This window comes from Candidatus Zymogenaceae bacterium (assembly GCA_016931225.1).
GTDB lineage: Bacteria > Desulfobacterota > Zymogenia > Zymogenales > Zymogenaceae > JAFGFE01.
On the sequence record JAFGFE010000042.1, the window covers coordinates 1 to 15,872 of the forward strand.

Annotated in this window: 14 protein-coding genes and 1 tRNA gene; all 15 read left to right on the forward strand. The window is 55.2% G+C overall.

The features are described 5' to 3' along the window. Positions 1 to 82, forward strand: an 82-nt coding sequence (locus JW885_16420) for an elongation factor Tu (GenBank protein ID MBN1883749.1), incomplete at its 5' end; no start/stop codon positions are given. A gap of 15 nt (positions 83 to 97) precedes the next feature. After that, the gene (gene rpmG / locus JW885_16425) at positions 98 to 250 is read left to right on the forward strand and encodes a 50S ribosomal protein L33 (GenBank protein ID MBN1883750.1); all 153 of its coding nucleotides are present in this window, start codon (positions 98 to 100) and stop codon (positions 248 to 250) included. Next, positions 251 to 327, forward strand: a tRNA-Trp gene (locus tag JW885_16430). It abuts the gene before it with no gap. 62 nt (positions 328 to 389) lie between these two features. Next, entirely contained in the window at positions 390 to 599 is a 210-nt protein-coding gene (gene secE, locus JW885_16435) for a preprotein translocase subunit SecE (GenBank protein ID MBN1883751.1), read from the forward strand. 389 nt (positions 600 to 988) lie between these two features. Then, the gene (gene nusG, locus JW885_16440) at positions 989 to 1,519 is read left to right on the forward strand and encodes a transcription termination/antitermination protein NusG (GenBank protein ID MBN1883752.1); all 531 of its coding nucleotides are present in this window, start codon (positions 989 to 991) and stop codon (positions 1,517 to 1,519) included. 24 nt (positions 1,520 to 1,543) lie between these two features. Then, positions 1,544 to 1,969 carry a 50S ribosomal protein L11 gene (gene rplK, locus JW885_16445; GenBank protein ID MBN1883753.1) on the forward strand — a complete coding sequence of 142 codons (426 nt, stop codon included), beginning with the start codon at positions 1,544 to 1,546 and terminating at the stop codon, positions 1,967 to 1,969. A 47-nt stretch (positions 1,970 to 2,016) separates the two neighbouring features. Continuing rightward, the gene (locus JW885_16450) at positions 2,017 to 2,721 is read left to right on the forward strand and encodes a 50S ribosomal protein L1 (GenBank protein MBN1883754.1); all 705 of its coding nucleotides are present in this window, start codon (positions 2,017 to 2,019) and stop codon (positions 2,719 to 2,721) included. A gap of 331 nt (positions 2,722 to 3,052) precedes the next feature. After that, positions 3,053 to 3,574, forward strand: coding sequence for a 50S ribosomal protein L10 (locus tag JW885_16455; protein ID MBN1883755.1), 522 nt, complete (start codon positions 3,053 to 3,055; stop codon positions 3,572 to 3,574). A gap of 124 nt (positions 3,575 to 3,698) precedes the next feature. Further along, positions 3,699 to 4,076, forward strand: a complete 378-nt coding sequence (gene rplL / locus JW885_16460; GenBank protein ID MBN1883756.1) for a 50S ribosomal protein L7/L12 — start codon at positions 3,699 to 3,701, stop codon at positions 4,074 to 4,076. A gap of 211 nt (positions 4,077 to 4,287) precedes the next feature. Continuing rightward, on the forward strand, positions 4,288 to 8,415 hold the full coding sequence (gene rpoB / locus JW885_16465) for a DNA-directed RNA polymerase subunit beta (GenBank protein ID MBN1883757.1): 4,128 nt from the start codon (positions 4,288 to 4,290) through the stop codon (positions 8,413 to 8,415). A gap of 21 nt (positions 8,416 to 8,436) precedes the next feature. Beyond that, a complete protein-coding gene (rpoC, locus tag JW885_16470) occupies positions 8,437 to 12,522 on the forward strand; it encodes a DNA-directed RNA polymerase subunit beta' (GenBank protein MBN1883758.1) in 4,086 nt (1,361 codons plus the stop codon). 67 nt (positions 12,523 to 12,589) lie between these two features. Continuing rightward, entirely contained in the window at positions 12,590 to 12,964 is a 375-nt protein-coding gene (locus JW885_16475) for a 30S ribosomal protein S12 (protein ID MBN1883759.1), read from the forward strand. A gap of 136 nt (positions 12,965 to 13,100) precedes the next feature. Next, positions 13,101 to 13,571 (forward strand): 30S ribosomal protein S7, encoded by a 471-nt coding sequence (gene rpsG / locus JW885_16480; protein ID MBN1883760.1) that lies wholly within the window; start codon positions 13,101 to 13,103, stop codon positions 13,569 to 13,571. Between the two features lie 114 nt (positions 13,572 to 13,685). After that, positions 13,686 to 15,719: an elongation factor G gene (fusA, locus tag JW885_16485; protein MBN1883761.1), complete on the forward strand. Its 2,034-nt coding sequence runs from the start codon at positions 13,686 to 13,688 to the stop codon at positions 15,717 to 15,719. Positions 15,720 to 15,786: 67 nt separating this feature from the next. After that, on the forward strand, positions 15,787 to 15,872 hold an 86-nt coding region (locus JW885_16490; protein MBN1883762.1), incomplete at its 3' end, for an elongation factor Tu.

Genomic DNA, 15,872 nt, shown 5'->3' on the forward strand with positions numbered 1-15,872 from the left:
GATGGAGAAGGAGCTTCGGTTCGCCATTCGCGAGGGCGGCCGTACCGTCGGCGCCGGTGTTATCAGCGAAATAACGGAATAGACCGGGGAACACCGTATTATGAGGGATATAATCACACTTGCCTGTTCCGAGTGTAAGCGGAGAAACTACACTACGACGAAGAACAAAAAGCGCACACCGGACAAGCTCGAGTTTAAGAAATATTGTCGTTTCTGCAGGTCGCACACGCTGCATAAAGAGACAAAGTAAAGGCCAGTAGCTCCAACGGCTAGAGCACCGGACTCCAAATCCGGGTGATGGGGGTTCGAATCCCTCCTGGCCTGCCAGAAACCAAGGAGGCGGTTTGTATCAGGAATGACATGGGCCGATCCTTTAGAAAATACAGTATATGAGCGAAAAGAACGATACTACCTTTTTTCAGAAGACCGCGCAGTTCCTGAGGGAAGTGCGCGTTGAGACGAAGAAAGTAACCTGGCCGACCAGGAAAGAGACGCTTGCATCAACGGCTATCGTATTGATAACCACGTTTATCATCGCGTTTTTCCTGGGAGGAGTGGACCTCTTGCTTCAACGTATCGTGGAGATGCTGCTGAGCTGATCTTCATCATATCATGGTTCGATGTCGAGACGTTTCCCTCGCCGAATGTCCTTTCGGAAATGGGGGGGGGCGCGATTGTCGGCGTACATGGGTGACGGATATATATTTTACGCCGTTGGGCGAAAAAGCGGCTTTTTCCGTTTTCTTTTTCTCACGCAGGCATATCATTCAAGAGAGATCCCGTTTCAGCCGATTGTTGTTGCAATAATCGGCTTATACGGCTTGCGGTGTTGGGCGTGAAAAAGACTCAGGCAGCATTACCTTTCTTTTCGTCTCTACGGATCGGCATACACGATACGGAAAAGAAGGCCGCTCTCTTCGGCCGTATACTCAAGGAGGAACGAAAGTGGCGCCTCTTTCCGTCGCACCGCTTTCAGTATATACAGGATATGGCTCTTAAATGGTATATCGTTCATACCTATTCAGGATATGAACAGACGGCGAAAACGGCCCTGGAAAGCAGGGTAAAGGCGATGAGCAAGGAGGAGGAAATCACCGAGGTGCTCATTCCGTCTGAAAAGGTCGTCGAAATGGTAAAGGGAGAAAAACGGACTTCAACCCGCAAGTTTTTTCCCGGCTATATCCTGGTGAAGATGGAACTCAACAACGAAACCTGGCATATCGTAAAAAACACCCCGAAGGTGACCGGATTCGTCGGGGGCAGCACAAATCCCCCGGCACTCTCGGACGGCGAGGTGTCCGAAATCGTCAACCAGATCGAGGACGGAACAGTCAAGCCGAAACCGAAGGTCACCTTTGAAAAGGGGGACGCGGTTACCGTAACCGACGGGCCGTTCGCCACGTTCACCGGCTATGTCGAGGAAGTATATTTGGACAAGGGCAAGGTAAAGGTGATGGTGTCGATTTTTGGAAGGCCGACTCCGGTCGAATTGGAGTTTTTTCAGGTCAAAAAGGGTTAGCCTAGGACAGTTAGAGGAGAAGACATGGCCAAGAAAGTCATCGGTCAGATCAAGTTGCAGATACCGGCGGGTCAGGCCACCCCGTCACCCCCGGTGGGCCCGGCGCTGGGACAACACGGCGTTAACATTATGGAGTTTTGCAAGATATTTAACGCAAAGACCCAGAATCAGCCCGGGATGATTATCCCGGTCGTTATTACCGTCTTTGCGGATCGATCGTTTTCCTTCATCACAAAGACGCCCCCGGCGGCGATACTTCTCAAGAAGGCGGCGGGAATTGCGAAGGGGAGCGGCGTGCCCGACAAGGAAAAAGTGGGAAAGGTCACCAAGAAGCAGGTTGAGGAGATCGCCCGGACGAAAATGTCGGACCTCAATGCGGTGGACATTGAAGGGGCGATGAAAATCGTGGAGGGCACGGCCCGCAGCATGGGAATTAATGTCGTCGAGTAACCGAGGCATCGGTATTCGTCTGAATAGCACATAAATCGGAGAGCGACATGCCGAAACATGGGAAAAAGTATTCCGCCATCAGGGCGAAGATAGACAGCACCAAACGGTATACGCTGGAGGAAGCTCTGGATATAATCGCAGGGAGTCCGATCGCGAAGTTTGACGAGAGCGTGGACATAGCCATACGACTGGGAGTAAATCCCCGGCATTCCGACCAGATGGTGCGGGGTGCGTGCCCGCTTCCCTACGGGACCGGGAAAACCGTTCGCGTCCTGGTTTTTGCAAAGGGCGAAAAGGAAAAGGAGGCCAAGGACGCCGGAGCGGATTACGTGGGCGCCGAGGACCTCATTGAAAAGATTCAGGGGGGGTGGTTTGATTTTGACAAGGCCATCTCCACGCCTGATTTGATGGGGCAGGTCAGCAAGGTCGGAAAACTCTTGGGACCCAGGGGCCTGATGCCGAACGCGAAGGTTGGAACCGTGACCTTCGAAGTGGGGCGGGCGATCGATGAGATGAAGGCGGGCCGGGTGGATTTCCGTGTCGAGAAGAACGGAATACTCCATGTATCGGTGGGGAAGGTCTCTTTCGGGGCAGAAAAACTCAAGGGCAACATCATGTCGCTTATCGAGACGGTGATCAAGCTCAAGCCGTCCACAAGCAAGGGAACGTATATCAAGGGGATTGCTCTCTCGACGACAATGGGCCCCGGAGTCAAGGTAGACCCGGTCTATGTGCGGAATCTCCTGAAATAAAAGCGACAAGAAAAACGAGCAAGAAAACGGTTTTTTCCCGTCTCTGTGTGACATGTCACATATACCGGGATGGGAAGAGTGCCGAGTGTAATAATAAATAGATTCAACATAATTCAGGCGTTTGAGAGAACGCCTCCCCTGTCGAAGACAGCTGGTGTGCCGCGCGTGCCTAAATCCCGGGAACACCGGAGCCAGCCGAGACAAGGAACTTGTGGATATTGATTCTATGGGTTTTTTGGCCCGGTAGCGCTTCAGCTATTGTATCCCGCCAGGTACGCACATAAAGCGGCGCCGCTGCAAACGGCCGGGGCGGAAAAAGGAGGTATCGATCTTGAAGAGAGAAATGAAAGAAGCCTTCGTATCCGCCATGAGCCATAAGCTTGCTGAATCCCAGGTGGTGTTTCTGACCGATTATCGGGGATTGACCGCCGAACAGATGAATACGATGCGATTGGGATTCCGTAATGCGGGGGTCGAGTACAGAGTGGTCAAGAATAATCTCTTGAAATTGGCCGCCGAAGGAACCGACCTTGCGCCGATCATCGAAGACTTGGTGGGGCCCACCGGCTTGGTTATCGCCGAGTCGGATCCCGTCGAGGCGTCGAAGGTGATTGTGGACTTCTCGAAAAACCATCCCGTCTTTGAATACAAGACAGGCCTTTTGAGAGGCAACCGTATCACCTTCGATCAGATCGAGGCTATGGCGAAACTGCCCACCAGGGATGTTCTTCTGGGTAAATTACTCGGAACCATGAATGCGGTGCCTTCCGGTCTGGTGAATGTTATGGCCGGAGTCACTCGGAAATTCATGTACGCCCTGGTTGCCATTCGGGATGCGAAGGAAAACGGGTAACCAAGTTATTCAGAATAAGGAGTTATGAAAAATGGCTGAAGCAAAAAAAGAGACAGAAAAAAAAGATACTGAAAAGAAAGAGACGAAAGAGGCTCCTGCAAAGAAAAGCACCTCCAGCGCCAAGATCACGAAAGATGACGTGATCGCATTTATCGAGAGCATGACGGTACTGGAGCTGTCCGAGCTTATCAGCGAGCTGGAGGATAAATTCGGCGTCTCCGCTCAGGCCCCGGTGGCCGTTGCGGCGGGACCCGTCGCCGCAGCGGGTGATGCGGCCCCCGCCGAGGAGAAAACGGAATTTGACGTGATTCTCCAGGAGGCGGGAGAGAAGAAGATTCAGGTCATCAAGGTCGTGCGCGAATTTACGACCCTGGGTCTGAAAGAGGCGAAAGATCTGGTCGAATCGGCGCCCAAGCCGGTCAAAGAGGGGATTTCCAAGGACACGGCCGAGGAAATCAAGAAAAAGCTGGAAGAGATGGGCGCGAAGGTGGAAATCAAATAGAGTCTCCCTTTTTTCGGCGGGGAGGCGCAAGGCCGTCACTCCTGCGACTCCCCGCCGGCTTACCGCTCTATTGGACTAAACAATAACGAAATAATATAATATAATTGAGACAGTATTCTCTCATTACCGAATTCCGGGTCTTATCTTTTCATAACCACGACAACACACAAATCCGTTGCTGTCCACTGACACAAAAAAGTGAGGGTGTCTTATGGCCGAATCGGCTAAAAAGTACAGTTGGGAACGGGTTGATTTCTCGAAAATAAAAAAGATCATCAACATCCCGAACCTGATTCAGGTACAGAAGCGTTCGTACGATCGTTTTTTGAAGGTTGACGAAACCTCGGAAGTGATCGAAGGCGGAGGCCTTCAGAGCGTCTTCAAGAGTGTATTTCCGATCTGGGATTTCAACGAGACGGCGTCCCTTGAGTATGTCAGTTGCTCTTTGGGCGAGCCGAAGTACGATGTGAACGAATGTCACCAGCGCGGCATGACATACGCCGCACCCTTCAAGGTGACGGTTCGTCTGGTGGTGTGGGACAAGGATGAAGAAACCGGCGCAAAGAGCATCCGCGACGTGAAGGAACAGGAGGTGTTTTTCGGCGATCTCCCCATGATGACCGATAACGGGAGCTTCATCATCAACGGCACCGAACGGGTCGTCGTCAGCCAGCTCCATCGGTCTCCCGGTGTTTTTTACGACCATGACAAGGGAAAGACCCACTCGTCGGGAAAGCTTCTCTATTCGTGCCGCATCATCCCCTATCGGGGATCCTGGCTCGATTTCGAGTTCGATCCCAGAGACGTCATCCACGTGCGGATAGACCGCCGGAGAAAATTCCCGGCGACCATTCTCCTCAAGGCCCTGGGATACACCGTCGAGGAAATACTGAATTTCTTCTATAAGAGCGAAAAGATCATTTTCGATGAAACCGGCTGGAAAAAAATCCCGGCCTTCGAATATCTCCCCGGACAAAAGGTGCAGGAGGACATCACGGCCCCCGGTACCGATGAGGTTATCGCAAAGAAGGGGAGGAAGTTCAATAAGGCAATTGTACGACGGCTGATGGAGGCGGGGATCGAGTCGATCCCCATCAACTCCGAGTCGGTTCTCGGCATGATCACGGCGCGGGATATCGTCGACAAAGAGACCGGCGAGGTGCTGGTGGATATCAACGAGGAGATCACGAAAGATCGCTTCAAGACACTCGTGGAGCGGGGAGTGCATGAATTCGATGTGCTTTTTGTCGACGACGTAAACGTCTCGTCGGCCATGCGGAACACGCTTCTGGCGGACAAGATCTCCGATACCACCAATGCCATCATCGAAATCTACCGGCGACTCAGGCCCGGTGACCCTCCGACCGTGGAGACGGCGCAAAACCTGTTTCAGAATCTCTTTTTCAATCCGGAGCGGTATGACCTGTCGAATGTGGGGCGCCTCAAACTTAATTATAAGCTGGGTCTCACCACACCGCTTGATGTGAGCGTGCTGCAGAAAGAGGACATCCTCTATTCGGTAAAATACCTGTTTGATCTCAGAAACGGGATCGGAGCCATCGACGACATCGACCATCTGGGCAACAGACGGGTGCGGGCGGTGGGTGAATTGCTGGAAAATCAGTTTCGCATCGGCCTGGTTCGGATGGAACGAGCCATTAAGGAGCGTATGAGCCTGCAGGAGGTGGAAACCCTCATGCCCCACGACCTGATTAACAGTAAGCCCGTGAGCGCCGTCATCAAGGAGTTTTTCGGGTCCTCACAGCTGTCTCAGTTTATGGACCAGACAAACCCCTTGAGCGAGATCACGCACAAGCGTCGCCTGTCGGCCTTGGGGCCGGGCGGTCTGACCCGGGAGCGGGCGGGATTTGAGGTGCGGGACGTTCACAATACCCATTACGGGCGCATCTGCCCGATCGAAACCCCGGAAGGCCCGAATATCGGTCTTATCGCGTCTCTTTCCACCTACGCCCAGGTGAACGATTACGGCTTCATTGAGACGCCCTATCGCGAAGTCGTGGAGGGCAAGGCCACCGAGCGGATAGAATACCTGACGGCCCTAGACGAGGAAAAATGCATTATCGCCCAAGCCAACGCACCCATCGCCGATGACGGCGCCTTCATGCGGGATCTCATCAACGTCCGGGAGGGCGGGGAGCCAACCATGTCCGTCCCGGAAGAGATCAGCCACATGGATGTATCGCCCAAACAGCTTGTGAGTGTCGCGGCGTCGTTGATTCCGTTTCTGGAGAACGACGACGCCAACCGGGCGCTCATGGGATCGAATATGCAGCGACAGGCAGTGCCGCTGATGCGGCCGGAGGCCCCCCTGGTGGGCACCGGTATGGAGCGCATCGTCGCCCGGGACAGCGGGGTGACGGTTGTGGCGAAAAACTCCGGTATCGTCGAGAGCGTTGACGCCTCCAGGATTATTGTCAGGACCGACGGCACAAGCGGAAACGGCGCGGGCGTTGATATTTATAATCTCATCAAGTATCAGCGTTCCAACCAGAACACCTGTATTAATCAGAAGCCCATCGTCAACAAGGGCGATCGGATCGTCGAAGGACAGATTATCGCCGACGGACCGGCGATACATCAGGGCGAGCTGGGGCTGGGAAAGAACATTATTGTCGCGTTCATGCCCTGGGGCGGGTACAATTTCGAGGATTCGATCCTCATCAGCGAGAAGGTTGTCAAGGAAGACAGCTTCACCTCGATTCATATCGAGGAATTCGAAATGGTCGCCCGGGACACGAAACTGGGCCCCGAGGAGATCACCAGGGATATCCCCAATGTGGGTGAGGAGGCCCTGAAGAACCTCGATGATTCAGGGATCATCAGGATCGGCGCGTGGGTGGAGCCGGGAGATATCCTCATCGGAAAGATTTCTCCCAAGGGGGAGACGCAGCTCTCACCGGAGGAAAAGCTGCTTCGGGCCATCTTCGGTGAAAAGGCCGGGGATGTGCGGGACTCGTCCCTCAGGGTTCCCCCCGGCATCGAGGGAATCATCATCGGCGCCAAGGTCTTCTCCCGGAAGGGTGTCGATAAGGACGATCGTACCAAATCCATCGAAAATGAAGAGGTGGAGAAGCTCAACAAGGACATGAATGACGAGATCAGCATCGTCAAACGTGGCGCGCTGGAGCGCATCAAGGATCTGGTCATTGGCAAGAAGCTGGCGTCGAACCTGATGGACGCAAACAAAAACGTCCTCATCAAGAAGGGTACGAATCTGTCTCCCGATGATTTCGAGGGCCTGGGTTTCGAAGACCTTCGCTCACTCGCCATTAAGGGGGACGACGGATTCACCGAAAACCTGGCGCAGATATACGAGGGGGTATCCGAGCAGATAGAGCTAATACGCATCATTTTTGGGGAGAAGATCAGCAAGGTCACCAAGGCCGACGAGCTTCCCCCGGGCGTGATCAAACTGGTGAAGGTCTACGTTGCCATGAAGAGAAAGCTCTCGGTGGGCGATAAAATGGCCGGAAGACACGGAAACAAGGGGGTGCTCTCCCGGATCCTCCCGGAGGAAGACATGCCCTATATGGAAGACGGCACACCGGTGGAGATCGTGCTCAATCCCCTGGGGGTCCCCTCCCGCATGAATGTGGGACAGATCCTGGAGACACACCTGGGATGGGCTGCCCGAAAGATGGGGCAGCAGATCGACGAGATGCTGAATCAAAATTATTCCCCCAAGGTCCTCAGGGAGCGCCTCAAGGGCGTCTTCAGCCTGGGAAGCCTGAAGGAGTATGTCGACGACCTGACCGATGACGAGGTGAGGAATGTCGCCATGAAGTTTCAGGACGGGGTGTTCGTGTCCACGCCGGTGTTCGACGGCGCGGTGGAGCAGGAGGTGTCCGACGCCCTCATCTTCGCCGGCCTTCCCGCGTCCGGGCAGGCCACCCTGTATGACGGACGGACCGGAAATCCCTTCCACCAGAAGGTGACCGTGGGCATCATGTACATGCTCAAGCTTCACCATCTCGTGGATGACAAGATCCACGCACGCTCCATCGGTCCCTATTCGCTGGTCACGCAGCAGCCGCTGGGCGGCAAGGCACAGTTCGGCGGGCAGCGACTGGGAGAGATGGAGGTGTGGGCGATGGAGGCGTACGGAGCGGCCTATTCACTCCAGGAATTCCTCACCGTCAAGTCCGACGACGTAACCGGCAGGAACCGCATGTACGAGTCCATCGTCAAGGACGAGCAGTACCTGGAGCCGGGGCTTCCGGAATCCTTCAATGTGTTGGTCAAGGAGATGCAGAGCCTGGGCCTGGATATGGAGCTTGTGGAGCGGGGACGAATCAAAGAGAAGGCTAAAGCCAACTAATCTCACCAGTGAGGTGTAGTTTTGGACGATATATACAGCTATTTTGAAAAGCCGAGAGACCCGATCAATATCGAGGCGGTGCGTATTTCCATCGCGTCCCCCGAAAAGATTCGATCGTGGTCCCACGGCGAGGTGAAGAAGCCGGAAACCATCAACTACCGCACCTTCAAACCGGAGCGGGACGGCCTGTTTTGCGCCAAAATTTTCGGACCCACGAAGGATTACGAGTGCAACTGCGGCAAGTACAAGCGCATGAAGCATCGCGGAGTGGTGTGCGAAAAATGCGGCGTGGAGGTTATCCAGTCCAAGGTGCGGCGGGAGCGGCTCGGCCACATCGAGCTCGCCACACCGGTCACACACATCTGGTTTCTCAAGAGCCTTCCCTCGCGGATCGGCACGGTGCTGGACATCAGCATGAAGGACCTCGAGCGCATCCTCTATTTCGAGGCGTATGTGGTGATGGACCAGAAGGAGAGCAACCTTCAGGTTGGGGACGTATTGACCGACGATCAGCTCAACAAGGTGCGGGATAAATACGGCGACGTGGAATTCGGCATCGGCGCCGAGGCCGTCATGGAACTCCTCAAGCGAATCGACGTGCCGAAGCTGGCGGAGGACCTGCGCCTGGAGATGAAAGACACAAACTCCGAGGCCAAGCGAAAGAAGATCGCCAAGAGGCTGAAGGTGGTCGAGGCCTTTTACAATTCCGGCAACCGCCCGGAATGGATGATCATGGAGTGCATCCCGGTCATCCCGCCGGACTTAAGGCCCCTGGTGCCCCTCGACGGCGGGCGGTTCGCCACCTCGGATTTGAACGACCTGTATCGCCGGGTCATCAACCGGAACAACAGGCTCAAGAGGCTGCAGGAGCTGAACGCCCCCAATATCATCATCCAGAACGAAAAGCGGATGCTCCAGGAGGCGGTGGACGCCCTATTCGACAACGGACGTCGCGGGCGGGCCATCACCGGCCAGAACAAGAGGCCCCTGAAATCGCTTTCCGATATGCTCAAGGGCAAGCAGGGGCGTTTTCGACAGAATCTTCTTGGCAAGCGCGTCGACTATTCGGGCCGATCGGTCATCGTCATTGGTCCGGAGCTGCGGCTCCATCAGTGCGGTCTGCCGAAAAAAATGGCGGTCGAGCTTTTTAAGCCCTTTATCTATGCGAAGCTTGAGAGCAAGGGATTCGTCTCCACCATCAAGAGCGCCAAGAAGGCGGTGGAGAAGGAAAAGATGGAGGTGTGGGATATCCTCGACGAGGTCATCCGGGAGCACCCGGTGCTCCTGAACCGCGCGCCGACGCTTCACCGCCTGGGCATCCAGGCGTTTGAGCCGATCCTCATCGAGGGAAAGGCCATCCAGCTACATCCCTTGGTCTGTACGTCCTTCAATGCGGATTTCGACGGCGACCAGATGGCGGTGCACGTGCCCCTGTCCATAGAGGCCCAGGTGGAGGCGCGGGTGCTGATGATGAGCACCAACAACATACTCCTCCCCGCCAGCGGAAAACCGATTATCGTCCCCAGCCAGGATATCGTTCTCGGCCTGTATTATATTACCAGAAGTCGCTCCGGAGCAAAGGGCGAGGACAAGATTTTTGCTGATATCGATGAAGTGCGCATGGCCTATGACGCAGGCGTGGTCGAACTCCAGGCCCGCATCAAGGTGCGGGTGGACGGAGAGCTTGTTGATACCACCGTCGGACGCTGTATCCTGTATGAAATCGTGCCCAAGGAGATACCCTTCAAGGATGTGAACGCGGTCATGACGAAGAAGCAGGTGGGACGGCTCGTTGATCTGAGCTATCGGCTGGCGGGGGATAAAAAGACCGTTATCCTCTCCGACAGGCTCAAGGATATGGGATATCGCTATGCCACCGAGGCCGGGATTTCCATCAGCATCAAGGATATGCGGGTTCCCGTGAACAAGGAGGATCTCATCAACGAGGCCCGGGAAGACGTTCGTATGGTCGAGGAGCAGTATACCGACGGCCTCATTACCGACGGCGAGCGATATAACAAGGTTATCGACATCTGGGCCGATGTGACCGAGGAGGTCGCCCGGGAGATGACCGGCGAGCTGGCCTATGATGTCGTTGTGGACGAAGAGGGGAATGAAAAACGCGTACCCGGTTTTAACAGCATTCACATGATGGTCGATTCCGGCTCCCGGGGATCCCAGCAGCAGATACGCCAGCTGGCGGGTATGCGGGGCCTAATGGCGAAGCCCTCGGGAGAGATCCTCGAAACGCCCATCACCGCGAACTTTCGCGAGGGTTTAACGGTTCTGCAGTACTTCATCTCCACCCACGGGGCCAGAAAGGGTCTGGCGGACACGGCCCTCAAGACCGCCAACTCCGGATATCTCACCCGGCGCCTGGTGGATGTCGTCCAGGATATGATTATTTCCGAGGAAGACTGCGGCACCATGGACGGCATAGAGGTGACCCCCCTGGTGGAGGGTGGTGAGATCATTGAGCACCTGGGAGATCGAATCCTGGGGAAAGTCGCCCTGGAGGATATTCGGGATCCCTACACCGACGAGGTTATCGTTTCGGCCAACCAGGAGATTGACGAATTCCTGGTGGAGCGCATCGAGGAAGCGGGTTTGGAAAAGGTCAAGACCCGCTCTGTGTTGACCTGCCGCTCGAAGTGGGGCATCTGCGCGAACTGCTACGGCCGTGATCTTGCCCGGGGCAAGAAGGTGAATATCGGAGAGGCCGTCGGCGTTATCGCCGCCCAGTCCATCGGAGAGCCGGGCACCCAGTTGACCATGAGAACCTTCCATATCGGCGGGACCGCGTCACGGCGTGCCGAACAGACAACTCTTGAAACCAGAAACGACGGGACGATCAAATATCACAACCTCCATGTGGTAAGGAACAAGGATGGTGTGTATATCGTCATGAATCGAAACGGAGAGTTGGCGGTTCTTGACGAAAGCGGCCGTGAGCGGGAGAGGTATTCGGTCATCTACGGCTCCCGGGTTATCATCGCGGACGGCGATGAAGTGAGAGCCGGTCAGTTGGTCGCCGAATGGGATCCCTATACAATCCCGATCCTCACCGAGGTGCCGGGCATCGTCAAGTTCGGCGATGTGCTGGAGGGAATCACCATGCAGGAGCAGCTCGACCCGGTGACGTCCCTTTCCCGGAAGGTTATCGTGGAATCGAAGGATCCCGACGCACGGCCGCGCATCTCTATAAAGGATGAGCAGGGCAAAACCAGGACCCTGCCCGATTCCTCGGCCATGGCCAGATATTTCATGCCGGTGGGCGCGAATATTATCGTCTCCGAAGGTGAGAATCTGGAGGCTGGGGACATCCTAGCGAAGATCCCTCGGGAAACCACCAAGACCAAGGACATCACCGGCGGGCTTCCCCGGGTGGCGGAGCTGTTCGAGGCCAGGAAGCCCAAGGAATTCTCCGTTATCAGCGAGATAGACGGAATCGTCAGCTTCGGGAAGGACATCAAGGGAAAGCGCAAGGTGATTATCACCCCGGAGGTGGGAGAGCCGAAGGAATATCTCATCCAGAAGGGGAAACATATAAACGTGCACGAGAATGATTTCGTGCGGGCGGGAGAGCCGCTGATGGAGGGTTCGGCCAATCCTCACGACATTCTCCAGGTGTTGGGAGAGAAAGAGTTGGCCAAATATCTTGTCGACGAAGTCCAGGAGGTGTATCGACTCCAGGGTGTGAAGATAAACGACAAGCATATCGAGGTTATCGTACGCCAGATGCTGAGAAGGGTTCGCATTACCGACGTGGGCGACACGAGATTTCTCGTTGGCGAGCAGGTGGAAAAGCATATCTTCGAGGAAGAGAACCACAAGGTCATCGCCCAGGGCGGCGCCGCTGCGGTTGCCGAGCCGCTGCTCTTGGGAATCACCAAGGCATCCCTCTCCACGGACAGTTTCCTGTCGGCGGCTTCGTTCCAGGAGACCACGAAGGTCCTTACCGAGGCGTCAATACAGGGCAAGGTGGACCTGCTCCGAGGTTTGAAGGAAAACGTCATCATGGGAAGGCTTATCCCGGCGGGGACCGGATACCATCGGTATCACCAGCTCGAAGTTGAGGAAAGTACAGAAGAAGCTGTTGCAGACTAGAAAAATTGCTTGACAAGTTAAGACGTAGCTGATAATATCAGTGAGTTTTTTCGGAAAAGGAAAGTAGATGCCAACGATAAATCAGCTTGTACGCAAGGGCCGAAAGAAAATGAAGTCCAAGACTTCTTCACCGGCGCTGCAGAATTCCCCCCAGAAGCGGGGAGTGTGCGTGAGGGTGTACACCACGACCCCGAAAAAACCGAACTCCGCCCTCAGGAAGGTCGCAAGGGTTCGATTGACGAACGGTATCGAGGTCACAAGCTACATACCCGGTGTCGGCCATAACCTTCAGGAGCACTCGGTTGTGCTCATTCGCGGGGGCCGGGTCAAGGACCTGCCGGGTGTCCGATACCACATCATTCGCGGAACGCTGGACGCCCTCGGCGTCAATGACCGAAAAAAGGGACGCTCTAAGTACGGCACGAAGAGGCCGAAGACATAAAGCGGGAAGAGTAGAGAAGGGCCTTCAAGGGATAAGAGAGGTCGCGACGGAAGGGCGATGAGGGGGAAGAATGGTCGTGGAAGGGGAGCGAGAAGGTCTGATTTATTTTATCGGGACTTGAACAAAGAGAAAGATAATGCCCCGAAGAAGAGTTATAGCGAAACGGGAAATAATTTCCGATCCAAAATACAATGACAGGCTTGTTGCCAAGTTCGTCAACTGCATGATGCTCAAGGGTAAGAAAAGCGTGTCGGAGAGTATTTTCTACGACGCCATGGATCTTGTGGCCGACAGAACCAAGGATGATCCGATTCGTGTTTTCAAGAAGGCCCTTGACAACATCAAGCCGGTTGTCGAGGTGAAATCCCGGCGGGTGGGCGGCTCTACCTACCAGGTTCCCGTGGAGATCAGGGGTGATCGCCGTGAGGCCCTGGGTATTCGATGGCTCATCAACTATTCAAGGAACAGGGGTGAGAAATCGATGAAGGAACGCCTTGCCGGCGAGATCATTGATGCATTCAACAACAAGGGGACCGCGGTCAAGAAGCGTGAAGATACCCATAAGATGGCAGAGGCCAACAAGGCCTTCGCTCATTACCGCTGGTAATCCCGGTTTTTTACGAAAAAGAATAGAGAAAAGCCTTTTTGAGGCTTTTTTTATCGTCAGGGGACAGTTTCGTTGAGGAAAGTACCGTTACATAAAAACCGCAATATCGGGATCATGGCCCATATTGACGCCGGAAAGACCACCACAACCGAGAGGATTCTTTTCTATACCGGCATTTCGTACAAGATGGGCGAGGTTCACGATGGGACCGCGGTCATGGACTGGATGGAACAGGAGCAGGAGCGGGGAATTACCATTACCTCCGCCGCCACCACGTGCTTCTGGAGGGACCATCGCGTCAATATCATCGACACTCCCGGTCATGTGGATTTTACCGCGGAGGTGGAGCGGTCGCTCCGAGTGCTCGACGGTGTGGTTGCGGTGTTCTGCGCCGTCGGCGGTGTGGAGCCCCAGTCCGAGACGGTCTGGCGACAGGCGGACAACTATCGCATACCCCGCATTGCGTTCATCAACAAGATGGATCGCGTGGGCGCCGATTTCCTGAACGTCATCTCCCAGATGGAGGAGCGTCTCGGCGCCCGCCCGGTGCTCACACAGCTTCCCATCGGCACGGAAGATCAGTTCGCAGGTGTCGTGGACCTGATTACGAAAAAAAGCGTCATATACGAAGGCGATTCCATGGGCGCAGACTTCAGGGTGGAAGACGTTCCTGAAGGTCTCATGCCCCAGGTCGTTGAGATGCGGGAACGGCTGGTTGAGGCCGCCTGTGATTTCGACGAGCAGATGATGGATAGATACCTCGAGGGAGAGGAAATAGACGAGCCGGATATCCGTCGGGCGTTGAGGAAGGGCACTATCGAGGGAAAGATCGTCCCCGTTTTGCTCGGCTCCGCGTTCAAGAACAAGGGCGTGCAGCCCCTGTTGGATGCGGTTGTTGAATACCTCCCGTCACCCGTGGACATTCCTCCGGTTACGGGTCTTAATCCGGATACCAATGAAGAGGTCGTGCTCTCCCTGGATGATGACGCGCCGTTTTCGGCCCTGGTCTTCAAGATCATGACGGATCCCTACGTGGGCCAGCTCACCTTTATCAGGGTATACAGCGGCCGTTTGGAGTCCGGGTCTGATGTATATAACCCCGCCCGTCATCGAAAAGAGCGGGTGGGTCGTTTGTTGAAGATTCACGCCAACAAGATGGAGGATATCAAGGAGGTCTACTCCGGAGATATCGCGGCGGTTGTGGGTCTCAAACAGACATCCACCGGTGATACCCTGGCGACGATGAAGAATCCGGTGGTTCTGGAATCGATGGAGTTCCCGGAGCCGGTCATCTCCGTGGCGGTGGAGCCGAAGACCAAGGCAGATGAGGAAAGGCTTTCCATCGCCCTGGGCAAGCTCGCCATGGAGGACCCCTCTTTTCGCCTCCGTGTGGACCAGGAAACCGGTCAGACCATTATCTCCGGTATGGGTGAACTACATCTGGAGGTTATCGTCGACAGGTTGATGAGGGAGTTCAAGGTGGACGCATCGGTGGGGCGGCCCCAGGTGGCGTACAAGGAAACCATCACCACTCCCGCAAAGGCGGAGGGTCGCTTTGTGCGGCAATCCGGCGGCCGCGGCCAGTACGGACACGTTCATATCACCATAATGCCGGTGGAACCGGGAGAGGGATTCTCGTTCGAGAGCAAGGTTGTGGGCGGACGGGTGCCGAGGGAATACTTCCCGGCGGTGGAAAAGGGTATCATCAAGGCGATGGATGAAGGGGTCCTGGCAGGATACCCGGTTGTCGACGTCGCCGCCACCCTGGATGACGGCTCGTATCACGAGGTGGACTCTTCAGAAATGGCGTTTTCCATCGCCGCTTCGATGGCGTTTAAGGACGCCATGAAGAAGGGTCGGCCGATGCTCATGGAACCGGTCATGCAGGTCGAGGTCGTCACGCCGGAAGAATATACCGGTGATGTTGTTGGAGATATCAGCTCCCGACGGGGCAAGATTTCGGGAATAGAAAACCGTGTGGGAACCCAGGCGATCAGGGCGCAGGTTCCACTGGAAGAGATGTTCGGGTACGCCACGGTCATCCGGTCGATGACTCAGGGACGGGCCACATATACTATGCAGTTTTCCCATTATGAAGGTGTGCCTCAGCATATTTCCGAGGAAATCGTTGCCGGCGCACGAACGTAAGCGGCTGAACAATATATAAGTAATATGCGTCGGATATAGGCGTTATAAGGTTTCGGAGGATCAGGATATGGCCAAGAAAAAGTTTGAGCGGACCAAGCCGCACGTAAACGTGGGGACGATTGGTCACATAGACCACGGGAAGACGACGCTGAC

Coding starts and splice junctions, on each gene's coding strand:
- secE (MBN1883751.1), top strand. CDS start 390: ATGAGCGAAAAGAACGATACTACCTTTTTTCAGAAGACCGCGCAGTTC.
- nusG (MBN1883752.1), top strand. CDS start 989: ATGGCTCTTAAATGGTATATCGTTCATACCTATTCAGGATATGAACAG.
- rplK (MBN1883753.1), top strand. CDS start 1,544: ATGGCCAAGAAAGTCATCGGTCAGATCAAGTTGCAGATACCGGCGGGT.
- JW885_16450 (MBN1883754.1), top strand. CDS start 2,017: ATGCCGAAACATGGGAAAAAGTATTCCGCCATCAGGGCGAAGATAGAC.
- rpoB (MBN1883757.1), top strand. CDS start 4,288: ATGGCCGAATCGGCTAAAAAGTACAGTTGGGAACGGGTTGATTTCTCG.
- JW885_16475 (MBN1883759.1), top strand. CDS start 12,590: ATGCCAACGATAAATCAGCTTGTACGCAAGGGCCGAAAGAAAATGAAG.
- rpsG (MBN1883760.1), top strand. CDS start 13,101: ATGCCCCGAAGAAGAGTTATAGCGAAACGGGAAATAATTTCCGATCCA.
- fusA (MBN1883761.1), top strand. CDS start 13,686: ATGGCCCATATTGACGCCGGAAAGACCACCACAACCGAGAGGATTCTT.